Origin of the sequence: Chryseobacterium sp. Tr-659 (assembly GCF_011752975.1) — a bacterium.
In the GTDB taxonomy this organism is placed as follows: domain Bacteria; phylum Bacteroidota; class Bacteroidia; order Flavobacteriales; family Weeksellaceae; genus Chryseobacterium.
The window spans coordinates 1-23,748 of the sequence record NZ_VWWP01000008.1 but is presented as its reverse complement, the minus strand read 5'-3'; the positions used below and the strand labels follow the sequence as shown (position 1 = coordinate 23,748).

Annotated in this window: 16 protein-coding genes; 8 read left to right on the top strand and 8 right to left on the bottom strand. The window is 35.8% G+C overall.

The window, feature by feature from the left end; genetic code table 11:
• Positions 1 to 284: 284 nt before the first annotated feature.
• Positions 285 to 659: a lipocalin family protein gene (locus tag F3J23_RS16500; RefSeq protein WP_167031493.1), complete on the top strand. Its 375-nt coding sequence runs from the start codon at positions 285 to 287 to the stop codon at positions 657 to 659.
• A gap of 362 nt (positions 660 to 1,021) precedes the next feature.
• On the opposite strand, the gene F3J23_RS16495 is transcribed toward F3J23_RS16500, so the two are convergent.
• Positions 1,022 to 3,160 carry a S9 family peptidase gene (locus F3J23_RS16495; protein WP_167031490.1) on the bottom strand — a complete coding sequence of 713 codons (2,139 nt, stop codon included), beginning with the start codon at positions 3,158 to 3,160 and terminating at the stop codon, positions 1,022 to 1,024.
• A 385-nt stretch (positions 3,161 to 3,545) separates the two neighbouring features.
• Here F3J23_RS16495 and F3J23_RS16490 point away from each other — a divergent pair, with 385 nt between their 5' ends.
• Both F3J23_RS16490 and ygiD read left to right on the top strand, forming a co-directional pair.
• Positions 3,546 to 4,058 carry a YceI family protein gene (locus F3J23_RS16490; protein WP_167031486.1) on the top strand — a complete coding sequence of 171 codons (513 nt, stop codon included), beginning with the start codon at positions 3,546 to 3,548 and terminating at the stop codon, positions 4,056 to 4,058.
• Between the two features lie 81 nt (positions 4,059 to 4,139).
• Positions 4,140 to 4,967 (top strand): 4,5-DOPA dioxygenase extradiol, encoded by an 828-nt coding sequence (gene ygiD, locus F3J23_RS16485; RefSeq protein ID WP_167031483.1) that lies wholly within the window; start codon positions 4,140 to 4,142, stop codon positions 4,965 to 4,967.
• A gap of 78 nt (positions 4,968 to 5,045) precedes the next feature.
• Here the strand turns inward: ygiD and F3J23_RS16480 are convergent, their stop codons facing one another.
• The 4 genes from F3J23_RS16480 to hutH all read right to left on the bottom strand — a co-directional run bounded on the left by F3J23_RS16480 (position 5,046) and on the right by hutH (position 9,147).
• Positions 5,046 to 6,527 carry a S8 family peptidase gene (locus tag F3J23_RS16480; RefSeq protein WP_167031480.1) on the bottom strand — a complete coding sequence of 494 codons (1,482 nt, stop codon included), beginning with the start codon at positions 6,525 to 6,527 and terminating at the stop codon, positions 5,046 to 5,048.
• Positions 6,528 to 6,692: 165 nt separating this feature from the next.
• Positions 6,693 to 7,139, bottom strand: coding sequence for a GNAT family N-acetyltransferase (locus F3J23_RS16475; RefSeq protein ID WP_167031477.1), 447 nt, complete (start codon positions 7,137 to 7,139; stop codon positions 6,693 to 6,695).
• 61 nt (positions 7,140 to 7,200) lie between these two features.
• On the bottom strand, positions 7,201 to 7,650 hold the full coding sequence (locus F3J23_RS16470; protein WP_167031473.1) for a DUF2059 domain-containing protein: 450 nt from the start codon (positions 7,648 to 7,650) through the stop codon (positions 7,201 to 7,203).
• Positions 7,651 to 7,653: 3 nt separating this feature from the next.
• On the bottom strand, positions 7,654 to 9,147 hold the full coding sequence (gene hutH / locus F3J23_RS16465) for a histidine ammonia-lyase (protein WP_167031470.1): 1,494 nt from the start codon (positions 9,145 to 9,147) through the stop codon (positions 7,654 to 7,656).
• Between the two features lie 130 nt (positions 9,148 to 9,277).
• On the opposite strand from hutH, the gene F3J23_RS16460 reads away from it, so the two are divergent.
• Together F3J23_RS16460 and uvrC are read left to right on the top strand one after the other, a co-directional pair.
• Positions 9,278 to 10,039: a hypothetical protein gene (locus F3J23_RS16460; RefSeq protein WP_167031467.1), complete on the top strand. Its 762-nt coding sequence runs from the start codon at positions 9,278 to 9,280 to the stop codon at positions 10,037 to 10,039.
• 87 nt (positions 10,040 to 10,126) lie between these two features.
• Entirely contained in the window at positions 10,127 to 11,923 is a 1,797-nt protein-coding gene (uvrC, locus tag F3J23_RS16455; protein WP_167031462.1) for an excinuclease ABC subunit UvrC, read from the top strand.
• A gap of 389 nt (positions 11,924 to 12,312) precedes the next feature.
• On the opposite strand, the gene F3J23_RS16450 is transcribed toward uvrC, so the two are convergent.
• From F3J23_RS16450 to F3J23_RS16440, 3 genes are read right to left on the bottom strand one after another with little or no spacing between them, the layout of a single operon-like run.
• A complete protein-coding gene (locus tag F3J23_RS16450; protein ID WP_228455363.1) occupies positions 12,313 to 13,044 on the bottom strand; it encodes a hypothetical protein in 732 nt (243 codons plus the stop codon).
• 10 nt (positions 13,045 to 13,054) lie between these two features.
• A complete protein-coding gene (locus F3J23_RS16445) occupies positions 13,055 to 14,137 on the bottom strand; it encodes a PorV/PorQ family protein (protein ID WP_167031456.1) in 1,083 nt (360 codons plus the stop codon).
• A gap of 12 nt (positions 14,138 to 14,149) precedes the next feature.
• Positions 14,150 to 15,028: a DMT family transporter gene (locus F3J23_RS16440; protein ID WP_167031453.1), complete on the bottom strand. Its 879-nt coding sequence runs from the start codon at positions 15,026 to 15,028 to the stop codon at positions 14,150 to 14,152.
• Positions 15,029 to 15,422: 394 nt separating this feature from the next.
• On the opposite strand from F3J23_RS16440, the gene F3J23_RS16435 reads away from it, so the two are divergent.
• The 3 genes from F3J23_RS16435 (at position 15,423) to F3J23_RS16425 (ending at position 22,433) form a co-directional block, all read left to right on the top strand.
• The gene (locus F3J23_RS16435; RefSeq protein WP_167031450.1) at positions 15,423 to 17,672 is read left to right on the top strand and encodes an SBBP repeat-containing protein; all 2,250 of its coding nucleotides are present in this window, start codon (positions 15,423 to 15,425) and stop codon (positions 17,670 to 17,672) included.
• 13 nt (positions 17,673 to 17,685) lie between these two features.
• A complete protein-coding gene (locus F3J23_RS16430; RefSeq protein WP_167031447.1) occupies positions 17,686 to 19,314 on the top strand; it encodes an acyl-CoA carboxylase subunit beta in 1,629 nt (542 codons plus the stop codon).
• Between the two features lie 128 nt (positions 19,315 to 19,442).
• The gene (locus F3J23_RS16425) at positions 19,443 to 22,433 is read left to right on the top strand and encodes a zinc-dependent metalloprotease (protein ID WP_167031444.1); all 2,991 of its coding nucleotides are present in this window, start codon (positions 19,443 to 19,445) and stop codon (positions 22,431 to 22,433) included.
• Positions 22,434 to 23,748 lie beyond the last annotated feature (1,315 nt).

Sequence of the window (23,748 nt, the reverse complement as noted above, 5' to 3'; positions counted from 1 at the left end):
ATTTTAGTTATACAAAATTACAATGACAGAAACTCAAAAACATTGATGTTTGTTAAGAACGGAAGCAACCCAGCCATATTTTTAGTATAAAATTTCGCAAATACTTCCAAAATTCAATCAAAATTAATTATCAAAAAATTCAAAAACAATGAAATAAATAAATACGTTATAAAACAAAGTATTATTTATTAAACCACTATAAACAAAACACTTAAACAAATAAGCAAAATAACTTTTGAATAAAATTTATGTATATATTGGCAATCAATTAAAAACACAAAAAAATGAAAAAGTACATGTTAATTTCATTTCTTGCTTTAACTTCAATATTTAAAGCACAGACCTCTAAAGAGCTAATCGGTAAATGGCAACTCACTGAGGTGAAGCATAATGGTAAGTCTCAGGAGATGCAGTCTATTTTCGGAACAGATCAGGTATTTCAAATTTTTAAGCAGGACAACTCATTTGAAGGGATAGTAGGTTCCAAAACAATGAAAGGAAAATGGCAGCTTACTAAAGACAATGATACTCAGGTTTTAGAAGTAAGTGATGGGAACAATGCAACAAAATTCAAAATTGAACAGTTTGATGCCGAGAAGAGAGCTATTTCCCTCAATAACAATGGTAGTATCCTTACTCTTTACTATAAAAAAATATAACAGCATTTAGTTCCCGAAAATAAACACACACAATGATAAAAAAATGTATAGTCCCACTAATAATTTGGGGAGCAGTTATTTCCTGTAATAAAAATGACTGTAACTGTTATGGAGATAAGTATGAAAGAACCATTAAAAAAAGTCATATAGGGGTAACTTATAATACTTCTGAATGGAAGTTCATTAAAAAAGAACGAGTAAAAAAGAGAGACTGCAATAATACTTCTGATCTAAGGGAAAGCTCAACAGAGATAGATTTTCTTGGGGATAGAACAATCACCGAAATAGAATATCGCCAAATTAAATGCAGCGAAGACTAATATCTAAAAGTAAATCCAGCCGAAATGGCTGGATTTTATTATTTATTTCTTCAGATATAAATCAAAATAATCTGTTATCTTCTGCATCAGGTGAACCCTGTCTTTTCCGATTACATTATGCGGATGTCCCGGGTAAACAAAATAATCCAGCTGAACTCCATTATCCACTGCAGATTTGATGAACTTAATGGAATGCTGCCATACCACTACATCATCCTGTGCCCCATGAATCATGAGAAGTTTGCCCTTCAGATTCTGAACTTTATCTAAAAGATTAGCAGCTGCATATCCCTGTGGATTTTCCTGTGGAGTGTCCATATATCTTTCACCGTACATAATTTCGTACATACTCCAGTCGATCACCGGGCCTCCTGCTACACCTACTTTGAATACATCCGGTTTACGAAGCATGAAGCTGGTTGTCATAAATCCACCGAAGCTCCATCCGTGGATTCCCATTTTTTCTTCATCTACATAAGGAAGAGACTCCAAATATTCAACTCCTTTCATCTGGTCATTCATTTCCGTAGTTCCCAGATTTCTGAATACAGCCTGCTCAAACTTCAAACCGCGATTGGAAGAGCCTCTTCCATCCATTGTAAAGATGATATATCCGTTCTGAGCCATATATTCATACCAAAGATTTCCTGAAGCCGGGAAGCTATTGGTTACCAGCTGTAAGTGCGGCCCGTTATACAAATAAACAATGGTTGGATATTTTTTATTCGGGTCAAAATTGGTTGGAAGAATGATCTTTCCGTACAAAGGAGTTCCGTCATCTGCTTTTAGCGCCACGTTCTTAATTTCCGGTCTCTGATAATTTTTCAATGGATTTTCAGAGGTAAGAATATTGGTTGTTTTTAAATTAGCTGTATTAATGATGTTTCCTACTCTTGGGGAATTTGCATTACTGTATGCATCATACAGATAGTTCCCGTCACTGCTCAATACTCCGATATGCATTCCTTCAGCATTATCAAGTCTCTGCATTTTAAAATTCGTCCAGTTGATTCTGTATAAATGTCTTTCCAAAGGAGTTTCTTTCGTTGAGGTGAAATAGATCTCCTTTTTCTTTTCGTTGAATCCAAGGATTTCCGTCACCAGCCAGTCTCCTTTTGTGATCTGCGCTACCAACCCTTTTTCCAGACTATAATGGAACAGGTGATTGTATCCTGTTCTCTGGCTCTGCCAGATAAAATCCGTATTGGAATTAGGGAAGAAGGTAAGCGGATGCTGCGGCTCCACATATTTACTGTCTGTTTCTTCGAATAATGTTTTCACCAATTGTCCTGTTGCTGCATCATACTGATTCATTTTCATATGATTCTGTCCTCTGTTCAGCACACCTACAAAAATATATTTTGAATCCGGGCTCCATGTAACTGCCGTTAAATACTGATCTTTTTCCCCTTCAACGTTTAAGAAAGTTGTTGACTGGTTTTTAATATTGTAAACTCCTAGCGTCACCTGATGAGAGGTCTGCCCCGCCATAGGATATTTGATATTATGATTGACTGCGGGAGTTACCGACCAATCGATGATCGGATAATCAGCTACCATGGTCTGATCCATTTTATAGAAAGCTACACTTTCAGAATTGGGAGCAGGGAAAATTCCGGTATCAATTCCGAATTCATTTCTGTGAACCGCCTGCCCGCTGATGATATTCTCATTAGCCTCATTGGTTACAGCAATTGTTTTTCCGTTTTTGTTGACAAATAAGTTATTCTTTGCGGTAAAAGCGAAAGTCTGCCCGTCACCGAACATTTTCACATTCGCGGCATCCTCATCTACTGTTACGGAATTCTTTACTTTCCAATCGTTTCCTGATTTTTCAATCCAGAACATCTTTCCGTCTGTATTGAAATATCCGTTAGAAGTTCCCGTAAATCTGATAGGTGGAACAGCCTTAAGTTTACTATTCGAAAACTGTCTGTTCAGCTGTGTCAGAGAAATCAGGGTGTCTTGTTTATTTGTTTTTAAATCTGTGGTCAGATATCCTCCTTTTACTGCCTGGATATAAGATTTTCCGTCTGCTGCCCATGAAAATTGGGAAATATTTTTAACGGCAAGGTTTGTTCTCATCCCATTTACAGCCTCCGCCATGGTGAACTTCTGGGTTTGAGCCAATACAGAACCGCCCAAAACCAGCATCAATAAAGAAAATTTATGTAATTTCATTGTATAAAATTGAATCCATCAAAAATAAGAAATAAAAACCATCCGTTAAGATATGTTAAATTAAAACATTCATAAAATGGAATTCATACAATCATTCAAATTATTTCTTAACTTAATAGTAGAATTGTAAACGAATAAAAATGAGTCAATATATTAAGTTGTGAAAAACAATTTGTTTCGTCTGTTGATTTCGAATATATGGTAGTTTATGATTCACTTGCTAAGCAAAACTGACAATTCAAACTGATCAATTGATCTAACATCTAAAAGTTTAAAATTGATAATTTTAAGTGTAAACTGTATTTCTTATCCTATATCAATGATTTGTACCTGTTCCCTATCCTAAATTTGCATCATTAATAACAAACAAAAAATACAAAATACAATGGCAACAAAATGGATTTTAGACCCAACGCATAGTGAAATTACTTTCAAAGTAAAACACATGATGATCTCTAACGTAAAAGGAAGTTTCAGAACTTTCAATGCTGAAATTGATTCTGAGGATGATTTTTTTGCAAATGCAAAAACTACAGCTACCATCCAGACGGATTCTGTTTTCACAAACAATACAGACAGAGATAACCATTTAAAGTCAGCAGAATTTTTCAATGCTGAAGCTCATCCTATCATCACTTTTGAATCTCAGGCGTTAAACAATTCAATCGTTGGAAATCTTACGATCAACGGAATTACAAACCCTGTAACTCTTGATGTAGACTTCGGAGGAATTAATGTAGATCCATGGGGAAATACAAAAGCAGGATTCTCTTTTGAAGGAAAAATCAGCAGAAAAGATTTCGGTCTGAACTGGAACGCATCTCTTGAAGCAGGTGGTGTAATGGTAAGTGATGATGTAAAAATTGCTGGTGAATTGCAGTTCGTAAAACAGGCATAATTTTTTTAACATAATATAAGTAAGGTTCAGGGATTTGTCTAAAAGCCTTGAACTTTTCTTTTTTAATACTCTTCAATATTTATGAACCTCAACGATCTTCAAAGTATAAGTGACGGTTTTAGAAACACGCAAAGAATGCCGGTCCTGTTTTTGGGACATGGTTCTCCGATGAATGCCATTGAAGAAAATCAGTTTGTACAAGGCTTCAGGAAAGCAGCAAAAGAAATACCCAAGCCTAATGCCATTCTCTGTATTTCTGCCCATTGGTATACGGAAGGAACCTTTGTAACGGCAATGGATATGCCCAAAACCATCCACGATTTTTACGGCTTCCCAAAACAGCTTTTTGATGTACAATATCCAGCTCCCGGAAGCCCGGAATTAGCCAGAGAAACAACAGAACTGCTGCTGCCAGCAGAGGTAGAAGAAGACCACAGCTGGGGATTAGATCACGGCGCCTGGTCTGTCATCAAGCATATGTATCCTGATGCCGATATCCCGGTTATCCAGCTAAGCATAGACTATACAAAGCCTCCGCAATATCATTATGATCTTGCAAAAAGACTGAACAAACTCCGTGAAAAAGGAATTCTAATCATTGGAAGCGGAAATATTGTTCATAATCTTCGTCTGATCGACTGGAAAAACATCAATACGGTAGGTGCCGGCTGGGACTGGGCTGTTGAAGCCCGGGAAAAAACCAATAACTGGCTTTTGGACGGAGATTTTCAGAATATTATAGATTATCAGAAACAGGGAACTTTTCTTCAGTACGCTGTTCCCACTCCTGATCATTATCTTCCTTTACTCTATACTCTAGGATTGAAAGATCAAGCTGAAGAACTGACGTTGTTTAATGATGAGCTAATCGGCGGATCATTGAGCATGACCAGTGTAAGAATCGGATAAAATGAAAACCCGGAAGCTGGAAGTTGAAAGCAATTGAGAATAACTTCCTTCTTCCAGCCTCCGGGTTTATTTATATCATTATTGTACAGCTTTTAAAACATTGATGTTTCCGTAACCATAACTTGAATTAACATTTGGATAGTAAGTAGCAGACTGTCTCATCTTATTAAGCACCTGATCTCTTGTCCATGAAGGATTTTTAGCCCATACTAAAGCAGCAATTCCGGCTGTTGCAGCTGTTGCTACTGAGGATCCTCCTACATAATCAGCCTGTCCGTTATAATAGCTAAGAACCGGAACCGTATTTCCCGAAGCTCTTTCCATCTGGAAAGTAAAATCAATCTGGCTTCCGGAGTGGCAAACATCACACTTCTGATTGGATGTATTCTCTTTTACCCCTGTTATCGCCTGAGTTTCTGACATGGATGCCGGGAAAATTACTCCTACGAAGTTAGTAAAACTTGTAGATGTTCCTCCGGCACAGAAAATCAGTTTCCCTTTTGAATAAGCGTATTTCACACCATCTTCAATTTTTCCTACAGAGAAGATATGTCCCATAGACATCGAGATGATTTTCACATTAGTATTATTCCCCAACTCGGTAAATGCCGTTTTTACAGCAGTCTGCTCACTGGATGTTTCCAATACTACATTTTCTGCAGCTCTGTAAGCAACTACATTAGCGTTATAAGCTACTCCCACAGGTAAGCCTGCATTATTTCTCGGAGCTGCCATTACTGAAGCCATTTTTGTTCCGTGCCCACATTGGTCTCCCGAGCCGTCTGAATTATAAACGCCATACTTACTGATAGTTCTTCCTGAAGAAGCTCCGTTATTAAAACTGCTTCCCAGTAAAGTCTGTTCAGGAGAAACCCCTGTATCAATCAAACCAATTGTAACCCCTGCTCCTGTACTGTAATTCCAGGCATCAGGAATACTGTGTTTGGTGAAAGCCCATGGAATTTTTGCACTTGGAGTGGTAGAAGTATAATCAGCTGCATTTAAAGTTGCCGATGAAAAACCACATCCGGAAGAACCGCTCCCTGATGATTTTGCAGCATTATTGTATCTGGCTTCAATTTCAAAATAATGATAATCCCCCGGTTCAACATATCGGATTGTTTTCATTTGACGAAGTGCTGTAATTGTTTCTTCCTTTTCGATAACAACATCCATCTGGTTAAGATATTTATCTGCCAGCAGAACAAATTCTCTCTCATCTTTCCCTTCATACTTTTTGATAACGGACAGAATCTCTCTTTCCATTTCATCTGAATTGGGAGATTTACTTCTGTCAAAATCATCTTTAGAAGAACCAAATCCAATGGAAGCCATTCTGTTTCCGCGGAAAACAGCACTCCATAAAAAATGATCTGATTCATTACTCCACTTGAATGTACCGTCCGTTTTGATAGACTGATTGATCCTTTCGTTGATCTGTTTTTCTGACAGAGGATCTTTCTGAGCCATTTCGATTTTAGGATTTTCACTTTGAAGTTCTTCTTGTGTACACGAGTGCAAAGCAAAAAAAATGGCTAATAGGAATACAGTTTTTTTCATATGTTATTATTTTGGTTGGAACCACAATATAACACTTTAATGGGAATTAAGAACTTTAAGTAAATTAATTTAGTATTATATGAATATTAATTAAAAAAAACGCAAATATTATAACGATATGAGTTCAAACTCTCAAATGTAAAAAAGAGCTTATAAACAAAGAATTTATAATTTCTTCTCATAACATACACTCTGCTCTACTCCAACATACTGTCCGTAATTAGGAATTTTGTAGAATCCGCTTTTTTCATAAACAGATACGGCATTTTTCAAATCCCGGGAGGTTTCTAAAACAGCTTTATCAAACCTCAGCTCTTTTGCCCAGTTTTCCAGCTCTTTTACAATAGCGGAGCCTAGTCCTTTCTTTCTGAATTCCGGATGGGTAAACATTCTTTTGATTTCAACGGTATCTTCTGAAAAGGGTTTGAATGCCCCACAAGCTGCCGGAACATCATCAATATAAGCTACAAGACAGTTTTGAATGGTATCAATTTTATTAAACTGAGCAAAGAAATCATCTTCATCACCGTTATGCTCTGCTAAGGTAATATCAAGAGATTTTACGAGTTTTTGAAAATCTGTATTCGTGGAATCTGTACGTAGTATATGCATATTTATTTGATTAAAAAATTAGAGAAAACAAAAGCTTCCATTTTCAGGAAGCTTTTTATCTTTATGGAGCTGGCGGAGGCGGATCTTGAAAGTGATAATGCTTATTAAGTTTATCATTAACCTTTTTGTTGAGCCCTTCAGCAAAATTATTGGCAATTTCCATTGATTCTTTCATTAAAGACGGCATATTTTCAATCAGTTTCTGACCGGCCGGAGTTTTATAAAATTTAATGAGCGCATCAACGTCAGCGTCAGTAAAATACTTTTTGTAGATTGGAATATACAGTTCAAATATTTTGTCTGGAGTCATATCTTTTTTAAACTCATCCCAAAAGTTGCTTGGTAAATCTTTATACTTATTGTTATAATGATCCATAAACCCTTGAAACCCCATAGACAACATCCTATCTGACTTTGTTAAGCTGATAAGTTCTTTCAGTTTTGCTTCATTAGACTGAGAAAAGATATTTATTCCCAGTAGAAAGAAACATAAAATAATCCCCTTCCTCATCTTCTATTTAATATCAACAATAAACTGTCTTTCATTGATCAGCTCAGCAATTGCCAGCATATCTTTACCAATCAGTCTGTCGTCTTCAAGCTTTGCAACTTTGGAGCGAAGGATTGTAAAGTTTTCCTCAATCACTTTGGAACATTTTGAAGGTCTTCTGAACTCAAGGCCCTGAGCGGCAAACATTAATTCCACAGATAAAATATTCACAAGGTTTCCAAGAACCTGATTGAATTTTCTTCCTGAAATACTTCCCATAGAAACATGATCTTCCTGTCCTAAACTTGTAGGAATTGAATCTGCCGATGCCGGGAAACATAAGGTCTTATTTTCTGTTACCAGAGCCGCAGAAGTATATTGAGGAATCATGAATCCTGAATTTAACCCTGAGCTTTCTGTTAATAATCTTGGAAGCCCGTATTTTCCTTCTAATAATAAATAGCTTCTTCTGTCAGAAATATTTCCTAGCTCCGCAGCTGCTAATGTTGCATAATCTAAAGGCAAAGCCATTAGCTGTCCGTGGAAGTTTCCTCCTGAGATAGATTCTTCAGCACTTAAAACAATCGGGTTGTCTGTTACGGAATTTAATTCTGTTTCTGCCATATTTTTAAGATGCTCAAAGGCATTTCTGCTCGCTCCATGAACCTGTGGTACACATCTCATGGAGTAAGGATCCTGAACTCTTTCGCAGTCTTCGTGCGCTTTCATATTTTCTGATCCTTTTAAGAATTTAAGCATTCTGGCTGCTACTTTTTTACTTCCTTCAAAAGGTCTGATATCATGAAGCTCTTTTTTGAACGGGCTCGCAGAACCTCTGTATGCCTCAATACTCATGGCTGCCGTCATATCTGCCAGGTCTAGCAAATATTCGAATTTTTCAAGCCCTTTGATGGCATGTGCCAGGATAAACTGTGTTCCGTTGATCAGTCCCAGACCTTCTTTAGGTCCTAAGGCTAATGGCTCAAGATCATGCTTTTTCAGTACCTCCAAAGTATCAGCTACCTGATTTCCTTCCCAAACCTGTCCTAATCCTAATAAAGGTAATACCAGATGTGCTAAGGGAGCAAGATCTCCAGAAGCTCCTACGGAACCTTGTTCAGGAACTACAGGAATGATATCTTTTTCAAGCATCAGAATCATTCTTTCGATCACTTCCAGAGAAACTCCTGAAAATCCTTTTGAAAGCGCATGAACTTTGGCAATCATCATGATTTTAGAAAGCTCTTTCTCAATAGGCTTTCCTACCCCTACTGCATGGGAAATAATTAAGTTATACTGTAGCTGAGCCGTTTCATCAGCTGATATTTTAGTATCGCACAATGGCCCGAATCCGGTATTGATACCATATACGCATCTGTCAGACTCTACTATTTTCTGTACGTTTTTCTGAGATTTTAAAATTTGTTCTTTTGCCGCTTTATTCAGTTTAGCTTTATTGGGCTTTTTACATATTTCCAGAACATCATGGAATGTAAAAACATCTACTCCGTATATCATTTCTAAAAAATTTCCTTAAAATTACGCATTTAGCAATAATTGAAGAAACTAAATTTCATCGTTCTATATTTTTATGAAAAGAAGTGAATTAATTTACTATTTTTGGCTCCGAAATTAAAAACAATAATACATGAGACTGAAAACTTTACTGCTTGCTTTATGCGTTGCAGGAACCACAGCTTTCGCACAGAAAGTAAAATACACCAAAGAGGACATCAAAAAAATGGAGACTTACCTTTTTAATGAAGGTTTTAATTCACCGTCACCTAAGAAAACATCAACCATCATTTTAAAAGACGGGACTACTTACAAAGGATTCTGCAACAAAATTGAAACTAAGAAAGGACAAATCTACGAGGTGGCTATCAAAGACAGTGTTACCAAGAAGAATGCTACTTTCAATGCTGATCAGATTAGTGAGATGTATGTATATCCTAGCAATGCAGAAAAAATTGCAAAAGTTGCCAAGTATATGGGAAATATCAGAAATTTCGGTACGAAGAAACTTACAAAAAACACCAATAACGACAGAATTTACTTTATTAATCAAACTGTTTCTCTAAAGAACAAAAAGGATGATAAAGAATTCTTAATGCAGGTAATTAATCCCGGTTTTGATGATATTATTGCTGTATATCACGATCCCAGAGCTAAAGAAACAGGAGGATTCTCAATAGGTGGCGGACCGCAGTTAGGTGGCGGTGTTATCAAATCTTATTACGTGAAAAAGGGAGATAAGGTAATGTGGCTTCATAAAGATGATTTTGAAGACAATTATGATTTTCTTTTCGGCGACAATGCTGAATTCATAAAAAAGTATCCTAAAAAATCTGTTGAATGGGATTATTTTAGTTTCCTTGTGAATGAATATACAACCATGACAAACGGATAAAATACTACTAAGAAATAAATTAAAACCTGTGGAACGATCTGCAGGTTTTCTTTTTTAAAATATCGAAAGTTTCCTTAATTTTGTTTTATGAATCCTTCTTTAGAACTCCAGCTCAAAACCTTACCATCCGAACCCGGCGTTTATCGTTATTATGATAAAAACGAGCAGCTTTTGTATGTAGGAAAAGCCAAAAATCTCAAAAAAAGGGTTTTATCCTATTTCAATAAAAACCTCTCGGGATACAGGATCAAAATCATGGTAAGCAAGATCCAGCGTCTGGAAACAACGATCGTTAATAGTGAATATGATGCTCTTTTGCTGGAAAATAATCTCATCAAGGAACATCAGCCGTTTTATAACGTAATGCTGAAAGATGATAAAACGTATCCATGGATCTGTATCAAAAATGAAGACTTTCCAAGAATTTTTCTCACCAGAAATGTCATTAAAGACGGCTCGGAATACTATGGCCCATATGCTAAAGTACGTCCTGCAAAAATTTTGCTGGATACCATCAAGCATATTTACAAACTCAGGACCTGTAACCTTAACCTTTCTCCATCTAAAATAGCGGAAGGAAAGTATAAAGTCTGCCTGGAATATCATATCAAAAACTGCGAGGGACCTTGTGAAGATCTTGAAAGTAAGGAAGATTATGATGAAAAGATAGATGCCATCCGTGGAATTATTAAGGGGGATTTCCGCAAGGCCAAAGATTATCTGGTGAATCAGATGATGAAACTGGCTTCCAATCTACGGTTTGAAGAAGCTCAGATCATTAAGGAGCGATTAGATATTCTTGAAGATTATCAGGCTAAAAACACGGTTGTTAATCCTAATATTGATGATGTGGATGTATTTGGAATGACGAGTGATGAAACGGCAGCCTATGTCAATTTCTTTAAAATCCGAAACGGAAATATCATTCAGAGTTTCACAACAGAGATCAAAAAGATTCTTGAAGAAACAGATGAAGACATTATGGAAGAAGCCCTGATCGAAATCCGTCAGAAGTTTTCCTCAGATTCAAAAGAAGTACTTCTCCCATTCCATTTGTCTGTAGAAATTCCTAATGTAAAACTGATTGTTCCTAAAGTTGGGGATAAAAAAAGAATTGTAGAGCTTTCTGAAAAGAATGCCAAAGAATACCGCCTGGAAAAACTGAAACAGGTGCAGATTATAGATCCTGAGCGGCACACGAACAGGATTATGGCTGAAATGCAGAAACTCCTAAGGATGCCTGTTGAACCAAGACATATTGAAGGTTTTGATAATTCCAACATTCAGGGAACCAATCCGGTTTCTGCTTGTGTAGTTTTCAAAGATGGCAAACCCAGTAAAGCAGATTACAGAATTTTCCACCCTAAAACAGTAGAAGGTCCCAATGACTTTGCTACCATGGAAGAGGTTATCTACCGCCGATATAAAAGAATGCTTGATGAAGGTGAAAGTCTTCCACAACTGATTCTGATAGACGGAGGGAAAGGCCAGCTGTCTTCTGCTGTAAAAAGTTTGCGACTGCTAGGTCTTTACGGAAAAATTACTATTGTAGGAATTGCCAAGAGGCTTGAAGAGATTTTCTTTCCTGAAGATCCTATTCCATTATATCTGGATAAAAAATCCGAAACTTTAAAAATTCTTCAGCGTGTACGTGATGAGGCCCATCGTTTTGGGGTAAAGCATCACAGAACAAGAAGAAAAAATTCTACTATAAAATCTGAATTAGAAGAAATTCCCGGTGTTGGAGAAAAAACAATTGAGTTGCTCCTATCCAAACTGAAGTCCGTAAAACGAATCAAAGAAGCCAATCTGGAAACTCTTGAAGAGATTTTAGGAAAAAGTAAGGCTAAAGTAATCTGGGAATTTTTTAATTCCAACTTATAATTCACAGATCCGTTAATTATTTACGATAAAAAAGGGGCTTTTATAAAATTTCAAGCCTTATTTTATTTCATTAGAAAGAGAAAAAAAACTCTCTCACTTCACATATAAGTGTAAAAAAAATAACAAAATATACAATTTTATAAATATTTTAAAATATAATACCATTATTTATATTTTTTTCATAAATTAGTATTGTAAACTAAAAACGATAATACTATGAAATTTCTCATTTTTCACCACATTATTACTTTATAAAATTCATAGAATATTTATCATCCGAAGATATTTATATTAAAATATCAAAAAAATGAAAAACACATCAGCATATACAACATAAAAGGCTCTTTTTTAAAGAGCCTTTTATATAATTATTTTTGTCGCAGTCTGATTTATTTTCCTGTAAAAACCTCTTTCACATACCTGCCGTCTGCCTGGGGAATATCTATAACGATACTATCATTTTCGAAATATCCTATAGTCGTATTACCATCAGCCAGTTTTACAATAAAAATACCATTCTTAGATGTTGTCTTAAAAACAGCAAATGGTACTGAGCTGCCAGATCTCACTAGAATAAACTGGTGGTCATCAATCTGTATTTTCTGAAGATCTGTTTTTCCATTGGAATAGTTACTGGCAACCGGAACCACTGAAGATGTTGAAATTCCCGAAGAGGAAGTTTGTGTACTGTTAGCAGCGGGTAAAATGTCAACAGGATTAGAAACAGCCACTTTTAGTAAAGCTTGCTTTAATGCCTCATCCAGTCCCTCTTCAAACTCTTTGATATTAGAGCTTCCTTTTGATTCTAAAACCAGCTTATTATTACAATCTTTAAACTGCAGTATTAACTTATTTTTAAAAAGACTCTTATCATTCAAAATATCCGCAGCAAGTACATTACAATAATTATTCTTAGCTTCAGAAGGCCAGTTATCCTTAATTACAGGTAATATTATATATTTTTTACCAGTCAGGGCTTTGGTCAGCTTATTCTTTAAGCCATAATCCTGATTAAAAGTTTCCAATTTTTCAGGAATAGAGATATATTTATAATCCGAAACCTTTTGTGCAAATCCTAACGTTGAACAAATTGTCAACATAAAAAAAACTGCCTTTTTCATTTTTACTTTTTTAATCATTTCTGAATGCTCCCATATCCAGCTTCAATGAGAAGAAATTGGAATAGAAATTAGATCCTCCTATTCCTGAATTTGTAATAGCATAATCCAGCGTAAGACCTCTGTATCTAATCCCTATACCTGCGCTTGGCTGGAAAGAAACTTTTCTCTTAAGATCTTCAATATCTGTAATAGATTGAAACCTGTTGATCCCTAATCTTACAAAAATCATTTTCTGATATCCCAGTTCAGCACCTGCATAAGGGCTGATACTTGCAAAATCTGTTGAAATCAGTGAAGCTGTTTTAGCGAAATCCACATTAATACCAGCTTCCGGAAGTACATAAACGCTGCTATTAATTTCAAATAATTTACTGGCTCCTACATTAAGCTTAGGCATTGTAAGTTCCAGTTTATCTTTTGGTGCAGGGTTGAACTCTTCTCCATTTACTACTGTAGAAAGCTCTTTCTGATTAATACTCCAGAAATTGACCGTTGTTGTGATATCTCTTACCATTCCTCCAAATTTCCAGCCGTTATCTGCTTTATAAATAGCTCCTACATCGAACCCGAAACCATATCCATTGGCGAATTTACCTACATTTCTATAGACGATTTTGGCATTCACCCCTACATCAAGTTTTGGGTTTCCTCCCGGCCTGAAAGCATAGGAAAGAATTGCAGCATAGTCTGACTGGGAGAATTTAGTGATCTTATCATAATCAATATTTCCCTCCGAATCAATCATTTGGGTGGTATTCAAAATATTATCTACCCCCAGTCTTACCACAGAAACCCCGAAAACGCCCTCTTCCAGGACTTTGGCATAAGCCAAATAATCATATTTTGCTATGGACTCAAAGTACTCGGCATGCATTGCTGCTCCCTGCCAGTCTCTGTCAATAGACATCAAACCTGCAGGATTCCACATGGGAGCGTATACATCATCCTGATTGGAAATCACAGCTCCCCCCATTGCAAGACCTCTTGCTCCGGCTCCGATATTTAGAAATTCATTGGAATACTTCCTGATAATCTGAGATTGGGATAGCCCAAACAGCAGTGAAAATGCAAGTAAAAAATATTTTTTCATCATATAAATTTGATGCTAGTTAAAGTTTTTTGTTTTTCTGGCTTTAATTAATCCATTCACAATGATTGCCAGTATCATAACTCCTGAAGCAATATAAAATACAGGGCTCATATGTTCTGATTCCCCAAAGATAAAAAAAGCTAGTATAATTCCGTAAACGGGTTCCAAATTAACTGTTAAAATTAAAGTAAAAGGTGATATATACTTCATTAATTTCACAGATTCCAGCATCGGGAAAGCCGTAAAAACACTTGCTAACAAGCATATTAACGCCAGATCTCTGTAGTTTATTTCATTCATATGAAAAATTTGCCCTGAAAACAGATAAAATACCATCAAAATAAACCATCCACAGAAAATTTCGTAAAAAATAATATTCCCAGAGCTCGTCTTTCCAAACATTTTACCATTAAATACAGAAAAGATAGTTCCGAATACGGCACACAGAATTCCGTAAATAATTCCTTCTTTAAAATGAAACTCTGTTTTAAAGATCAATAAGATACAAGCCACAATAACTGCTCCCATCAATACTTCGGATATATCAATCTTCCTTTTAAAAATAACAGGTTCTAATATGGAAGCAAAAAGAGTGGATAATGAAAGGCAGCTTAATGCAATAGATACGTTAGACACTTTAATAGAATAAAAAAAACAATACCAGTGCAGCGCCATTGCAAAACCTATTGCTGCCAGCTGGAAAAATATTTTTTTGGAAACTTTGATGCTTTCCTTTTTAAAAACCCTGATGAATACAAAAAGAAAAACGGACGCAAACAACATCCTGTAAAACACGAGAATCTGAGCATTTGCATGAATCAGTTTTCCCAAAATTGCCGTAAACCCCCATAAAAAAACAATCAAATGCAATCTGAAAAGCGCTAATTTTTGCATACCCTATCTTCTTTTAATTTTTAAGATGCAAATTTACAAATAGGCTTTCATAAATCTTATAAAAATTTCAATTCATTCCATAACCTGTTGCCATTTTTGCAATTCGGGGTGTTTTATGTGATTTAAATTGGAGTGTATATAGAGATTATATTATTTTGCACTCTGTTTTCAGGATATGATATTTTTAGAATTTGAAAAACAAAAAACCCTGAAAATTTGTTGAACTTTCAGGGCCTTCAAATAATAAACTATTAAAAAAATAAACTAGGAACTTAGAGTGTTATAGGGACGTTATCCCCATTACTCTGATGTAAAGTTAGACAAAATATAGTATACAAAAAAAGTATTTTCTGTTAAATATTTCATAATTTAAAACACTAATAGACAAGGCATTATGACCCTCTTAAAAAAAACTATTTTACCATTATTTCTGATCTTTTTCTCTTACTTTAAAAGCAATACCATACCAGCTGACAATCATCCTCTCTTCATAGAAAATAAAGGACAGCTTACCGGTACGGAAGCTGATAAAGTAAAATATTACTATCGGAAGAAATCTATGAATATCTATTTAATGAATAATAAAATCATCTATCAGTTTACGGATGGAAAGTCTAAAAACCATAGAATAGATATTCGGCTTAAAAATTCAAATAAATTTTCCACGGTAGCTACGGAAGAAAAAAATGAAAGCCCGTTTTTCTTTTATAATGATGATAAGAGACTTGAAACTTTCGGCTATAAAAAAATAACATTTAAAGAGGTTTATAAAAACATAGACTGGATTGTTTACATCAATGATAATCACATCAAGTATGATTTTGTAGTAAAGCCCGGCGGTAATCCTTCCGAAATTCAGATGGAAGTAGAGAATGCAAAAAAAATTTCTCTGTCAAAAAACGGAAACCTTTCATTAGAAACCAAACTGGGCAACATTACTGAAGAAAAGCCTGTTAGTTTTCAACAGTCAAAAGAAATCAGTACCAGCTTTAAACTTAATAGAAATATTTTAAGTTTTTCAGTGGATGAATATGATAAAAGTAAAGATCTTATCATAGATCCAAGTGTAGCCTGGAGTACATATTACGGCGGTAACGCTGACGATATTTTTTATAAAACCATACTTGATAAACAAGGAAATTTGTATGCTTTGGGGAGAAGCTCATCTACAGGAATGGCTTCTGGCGGATTTCAGAATAATTTAGGAGGTCAAATTGATGGATTGATCGTTAAATTCAATCCTGCCGGGCAAAGATTATGGTCAACTTATTTCGGAGGAACCGGCAATGAAAACTTCATTGGAGCAGCTATTGACAGCAACAATAATCTGATTGCTTCCGGATGGGCATCTTCTCCTTCTAATATAGCTTATCAGGGACATCAAAGTTCTTTTGGAGGCGGCGGTATTGACGCTCTTATTGCAAAATTTGACTCGAATGGCAACAGAATCTGGAGTTCTTATTATGGAGGAACCGACCAGGATTACGGATGGCATTGCGCCGTTGACTCCAACAACAATGTTTATTTATCCGGATATACATTCTCTACTACCAATATTGCGAATGCCGGACATCAGAATACTTTAGGGGGAAGCAGTGATGGATTTCTTGTTAAATTCAATAGCAATGGAGTAAGACAATGGGGAACCTATTATGGAGGAACTGCATCAGATGAAACCCATGCTTGTGCTGTTGATGAGAATGACAATGTTTATATAGCCGGAGTAACCCGTTCAACAACAAATATCGCAACTCCCGGAACTCACAAAAGTGTTTTTAATGATATTCAGGATGCCATGCTGGTGAAATTTGATCCGAATGGAGTAAGACAATGGGGAACTTATTTCGGAGGAGATCATATGGATTATTTCAACAATATTAAAATTCGTAATAACGAAATTTATGCAGTAGGTGCTACCTATTCCAACAATAATATTTTCTATAATGGCTTTCAAAATACATATGGTGGAAATATTGATGCTATGTTGGTTAAATTCAACACCAATGGAATCCGTTTAATGAGTACTTATTATGGTGGAGAAAAGGCCGATGTGGGACAAGATATAGCATTCGGAGATAATGAGGAAATTTATGTTTTAGGAGAAACCAGCTCTACAACAGGAATTGCTTATGCTGGCTATAGCAATACATTCAGCGGAGGCTATGCTGATGCTTTTATAGTTAAATTCAATGGAATTAACAGAGAATGGGGAACTTATTTTGGCGGAACCAGTAATGATGAACCTTATTCAATTACTATAGATCCTCAAAAGAACATCTATTTTGCAGGGTATACAAGTTCTACAAGTGGAATTGCTTTTAACGGATTTTCCAATACTTATGGCGGAGGAAGCTTTGATGCCTTTCTTGTAAAATTTGCAGACAATGCACTCAACACTTCAGAATCAAACCTTACTGAAACGGGAATATATCCTAATCCTGTTACCCATGATTTAAATCTAATATTTAATAAAAAAATACGCGATATTTCTCTCTATTCAATTTCAGGAAATAAAATATTCTTTAAAAGCATAAATAGTAGTAATACTAAAATTAATATGAGTAATTTAGCAAATGGCTATTATATCATTGATATTCTTTTAGAAGACAACAGTAAAGTAGTCAAAAAATTATTAAAAAAATAAATCTAAAAAGTATATGGATATTGAATTTAACAAGCGGGAAGATCAAAATAGATTAAAATTATCCGAAATAAACCGCTTACTCGCTGAAATTAAAAAGGGAGGAGGAGAAAAAAGGCTTCAGAAACTTCGTGAAGAAGGAAAAATGACTGCAAGAGAACGAGTTGAATACCTTCTTGATAAAGATTCAGATTCCATAGAAGTAGGTGCATTTGCCGGATATGAAATGTATGAGGAACATGGAGGGTGCCCTAGCGGAGGAGTGGTAGTTGTGATCGGATATGTTTCCGGAAGGCAGTGCATCATTGTTGCTAATGACGCTTCAGTAAAAGCAGGTGCATGGTTTCCTATCACAGGAAAGAAAAACCTTAGAGCACAGGAAATTTCCATGGAAAATAAACTTCCTATCATTTATCTGGTAGACTCTGCCGGCGTTTATCTTCCTATGCAGGATGAAATATTCCCGGATAAAGAACACTTCGGAAGGATTTTCAGAAACAACGCTAAAATGAGCTCCATGGGAATCATTCAGATTTCTGCGGTGATGGGAAGCTGTGTTGCCGGAGGTGCTTACCTTCCTATCATGAGCGATGAAGCGATGATTGTAGATAAAACAGGTTCTATTTTCCTTGCCGGAAGCTATCTTGTAAAAGCAGCTATCGGAGAAAGTATCGATAATGAAACACTTGGTGGAGCTACAACCCATTGTTCTATTTCAGGAGTAACCGATTATAAAGCCAAAGATGACAAAGATGCTCTGAACAGGATTAAAAACATCATGAAATCTATCGGCAGTACTGAAAAAGCAGGATTCGACAGAATTGAAAGCTTTCCGCCTAAAGAAAATCCGGAAAATATTTTCGGAATCATGCCGGTTTCGAGAGCAGAACAATATGATACTTACGAAATTATCAAATGTATTGTAGATAATTCCGAATATGAAGAATATAAACCGGATTACGGTAAAAGCATTATCTGTGCAACAGCCAGAGTTGACGGCTGGTCTGTGGGAATTGTAGCCAATCAGAGAAAGCTGGTAAAAAGCGGAAAAGGAGAAATGCAGTTCGGAGGAGTAATCTATTCTGATTCTGCGGATAAAGCTACCCGATTCATTGCCAATTGTAATCAAAGAAAAATTCCTCTGATCTTTTTACAGGATGTTACAGGATTTATGGTAGGCTCAAAATCAGAACATGGCGGGATCATCAAAGACGGAGCTAAAATGGTTAATGCGGTTTCTAATTCTGTAGTTCCTAAATTTACTATCATTACAGGAAATTCTTACGGAGCAGGAAATTATGCGATGTGCGGAAAAGCTTACGACCCAAGATTAATTGTCGCATGGCCTTGGGCAGATCTGGCTGTAATGGGAGGAGCACAGGCGGCAAAAGTATTGGCTCAGATTCAGGAATCTACCCTTAAAAAGCAAGGAAAAGAAATTTCGCAAGAAGAACACAATGAAATTCTGGATACAATCTCCAAAAAGTATCAGAAACAAACTGAAGCTACTTATGCTGCAGCAAGACTATGGACGGATGCTATCATCAATCCGGCTGATACCAGAAAATGGATCTCTATGGGTATTGAAGCAGCCAATCATTCACCTATTACGGAAAAATTTAACCTAGGAGTCATTCAAGTATAAAATATTTCTATTATTACTATATAATACAAAATATTTTAAATACAAAAGTACAAAAACAGTAATATGATGAAAAATTCATATTACTGTTTTCTTTTTTTTATTAAATTCGCAATAAAATTCACCTTATTATGAAATTTAAATTGACTTTAGTTTTATTAGTAATTCTCAACTATTGCTGGGCACAAGATATTTCCAAAGAATCATTGCCTGGTAATGTATTTCGTTTCGATTTTCAAAAATTTGAACGGCAATTCAGAGAGGCCAGAGTAAAAAAAGAGAAAATCTCACAGGTATTTATTGAACTCCCTACTGAAAATGGCAAAAACATAAGATTTTCCTTAAAAGAAAATAACCTTACGGAACAAAGGCTCCAGCCCATAATTACTTTCGATGGTGTAAGTGATGATAAAACAGCATCATTAAAACTGTCTGTATTTGAAGATCATTTCAATGCCATTATTAAAAATAAAGCAGGATATTTTTTTGTAGATCGCTATAAAACAGCTCCCGGCGAATACAGAATATATAACGCTTTTTCCGATTTTGGAGAAAGATTTTTCTGTGGGGTAGAAGAAAGTGATTTAATGCATGAACTATCTTCTTTAAAACAAAACCTAAATACAAAATCTGCACCCAATTTTCCTTTTGGAAACCAGATCCGTAAGTTCAGACTGGCGGCCGCAACAACAGGTGAATTTACACAGGCATTTAATGGAAATACAGATAATGCATTAGCCGAAGCTGTTAATATTGTTAATCTGATCAACAAAATCTATGAATCTGAAGTATCTGTAACATTCAGCCTTATCGCTGAAACAACCAATAAAACCTTAGTGTTTACCGATCCTGCCACAGATCCGTTCACCGTAGATCCTAATTTTGCCAATGCAGCGAATTCCCAGACAGGTTTTAATACATTAAATACCAATGGTACCCTTGTATACAATAAGTATGATATAGGACATACATTTAATATCCTTAGCAGTGGCGGGGCACGTGGACAAGCTGGTCCACAGCCTTGTAACAATACATCCAAATCCAGAGCATGGAGCGAATGGGCCTTAAGCATGCCTAAAGGTACTGTTGCAGGTTTGATTGCACACGAAATGGGACATCAGTTTTCTGCCGGCCATACTTATAATGCGGTTGGAGGCAGCGCAAGCAGTCCTACATTCTGTACAAGCGGCTGGAATTCCAGTGCAGCTGTAGAACCCGGTTCAGGAACTACAATTATGGGATATAACAGCAATTGCTCCATCCCCAATAATCAGAACAACACAGGAGATAACAGCTTAGACTATTTTAATGCAAAAAGCTTAGACCAAATACTCGCTTATTTACAATCACCTGCAAACTGTTATACATTGGTTGCCAGTCCAAATACAGTACCTACAGCCAATGCCGGAACCGATATTACGATTCCCAAAAATACACCATTCAAACTCAAAGGTACAGCCAGTGATCCCAATGACAGTAACTTATCTTATACTTGGGAGCAAGCGGATGTAGCAACGGCCAATGATAAAGGAGCATTTGGTTCTACAATTACCGGTACAGGAGGCTACACAGCAGTAAACAGTACTACCGCCCCATTATTCCGCTCCGAACAAAGTACTTTAGTTACAGAAAGGTATTTTCCTAAAATGAAGTTTGTTCTGAATAATCAAAACAACCCACCTACAAATGATGCCGAAGCATTACCGTTAGTAGCCAGAACAATGAAGTTCCGCTTTACGGTAAGAGACAACAACCCGACAAACGGAGGTCTGGATTCAGACGAGATCATCGTAACTGTTGATAACAGCGGCCCCTTAGCTGTTACCTATCCCAATGCTGCTGGTATCTCACTAGCATCCAATACTCTGGCTAACATCACCTGGGATGTTAATAATACCAATACAATAAAAAGCAATGTAGATATTCTGTTATCTATTGACGGAGGATTATCATTCCCTTATACATTGGCTTCCAATGTTTTGAATAATGGCAGCTCCAATGTTACCATTCCTTACATTCCGACAACGAATAAAGCAAGAATAAAAGTAGTGGGTGTTATTAATCCAAATGCTGAATTCTTTGATGTATCTGATAATAATTTTACAATAACTTCAGACTGTAACGCTTATTCCACCTATATCACTCCACAAACTGCAGTATCTGCAATCTCCGGAAGCCCGGAAGCCAATCTGAATATGTCAGCTCCTCCTGCCGCAAGTGATACCTACACTGCCAAAACATTTGCATATAACACAGCATCATCCAACAATAATATCATTGTATATAGCGATGCTTCAATGGCAGCACCGTATTCCGGGCCTAGTAATTATGTATCAAATACATTTAAATTCAGAGTAACAGACAGCGGAAATTATACCTTCTCAAAATCCTCAGGATTTCTGATTACTTCTGTACATTCAGGAAATCCGGCTTCAACGGCAAACTTCTTAGCTTCAAACTCATATTATAACGGTTCAAGTTATACCGCCAATGGTTCTACAAAATCCGTTACATTAAACGAAGGTGTTGACTACTATCTTATCTGCACAAATTTTAGCAGTCCTGCAAATAGTACTTCTTATACTATTACTGCTACAGGTCCTGGAAGTCTTTATGAAACTCTGGCAGCACCTGCTGGTTATTCATATATCTTTATAGCAGTCAATAATTCAACCGGTAAAATTGATGCGGTAAATACAACGGCTAATTTCACTTCACTTCAAGCAGGTACATATACTGTAAAAGGAATCTCATATAATAGTACAGCCAATACATCAGATTTTATTGGTAAAAGTATCAATGAGCTTATTGCTTTAAATATTTGCTTAAATGAAAGTAAAAATACAAGAAGCTTATCGGTTACATCTAGCTTAAACACCAAAGCAGTAAAAAATAATTCTGGTATTAAAGTGGTACCAAACCCTGTTAAGGACTTATTATCTGTGATCACAGATAAACAAATTACCCATTATGAAATATATGACATGTCTGGAAGAAATCTTACTGACAAACAGAAATACTCTGGAAAGATCAGCTTTACAGCATATTCCTCAGGTTCATATATCATAAGATTCTTCAACAAAGAAAATCTCGTGTATCAAACTACTATAATTAAGAAATAATCTTCTTTACATTGATAAAAAGAGATGGTTTTTAACCATCTCTTTTTTATTATAAATAATTAATTAGTAATAGTCTTTCCAAACATAACTACCTAATGTACATTTCGTTCTAATCTTACTTCTTTATAAGTTATATTATTTTTTCAGGAGCTATTTCCCGCTATCCGCTCATACTCCTCGCTCCTGGCTTCCCATATCATCTTTCCCCTCGTTTCCTGTCTTGCTGCGGGGTAACCGCTGCTATCGGGGCTAAAATAAAGGTACGGTAAGATACAAGATGCTGGGTACCTATTTGAAGAATAATTTTACGTGCACTGTATCTATTCATTATCATACCATAAGGATACAGACTCTAAAAAATTACAATATGCTTTGATTATTATGCTTTGCTTCACTTCTCAGTCTTTGTCATACTGCAGGAATCTAGCCAGTGTTATCCATAAATATTATCTTATCAATGTTAGGGTACGATTTAAAATAAGAGGTATTCTATTTTTCCTTATTGTTGAGATCCTGACAGGATGACAAATACGGTAAGACAAACAAAAGTAATGATACTAAGCAACATATATATGATAAAAAGGATATGAATAAAAAAGTGGTTTCTAATGAACCACAAACATTTGTATGATATAGTCGTTTGCTTTACTCCCTAGTCTTTGTCATTCCGTAGGAATCTAGCCAGCGTTATCTACAAATATTATCTTATCAATGTTAGGGTACGATTTAAAATAAGAGGTATTCTATTTTTCCTTATTGTTTAGATCCTTACAGGATGATAAATACGGTAAGACAAACAAAAGTAATGATACTAAGCAACATATATATGATAAAAAGGATATGAATAAAAAAGTAGTTTCTAATGAACCACAAATATTTGTATGATATAGTCGTTTGCTTTACTCCCCAGTCTTTGTCATTCTGCAGGAATCTCAATAACGTTATCCATAAATATTATCTCATCAATGTTTAATATATGATTTAAAATAAGAAGTATTTTACTTTCTTATTGCTTTAGCTTCCTTCGGGAAAACACAGTAAGAAGGGATTACAGATTCTTATAATACTTACAAAAGTAGTTCATAATAAAAAAGGAACTGTACCGATGGGGATAGAATAAGTATTGAATAGCTTGGATCCCTTCGGGATGACAAAGTGGGAATGGTAAACGGTAAAAAGTGGAAAACAAAAAAGTATAAACCAAAAAAAAGTCTCATGCAATATGCATGAGACTTTTAAAAATAAAATAAAAACTGGCGGCGGCCTACTCTCCCGCGTTAGCAGTACCATCGGCGCTGGTGGGCTTAACTTCTGT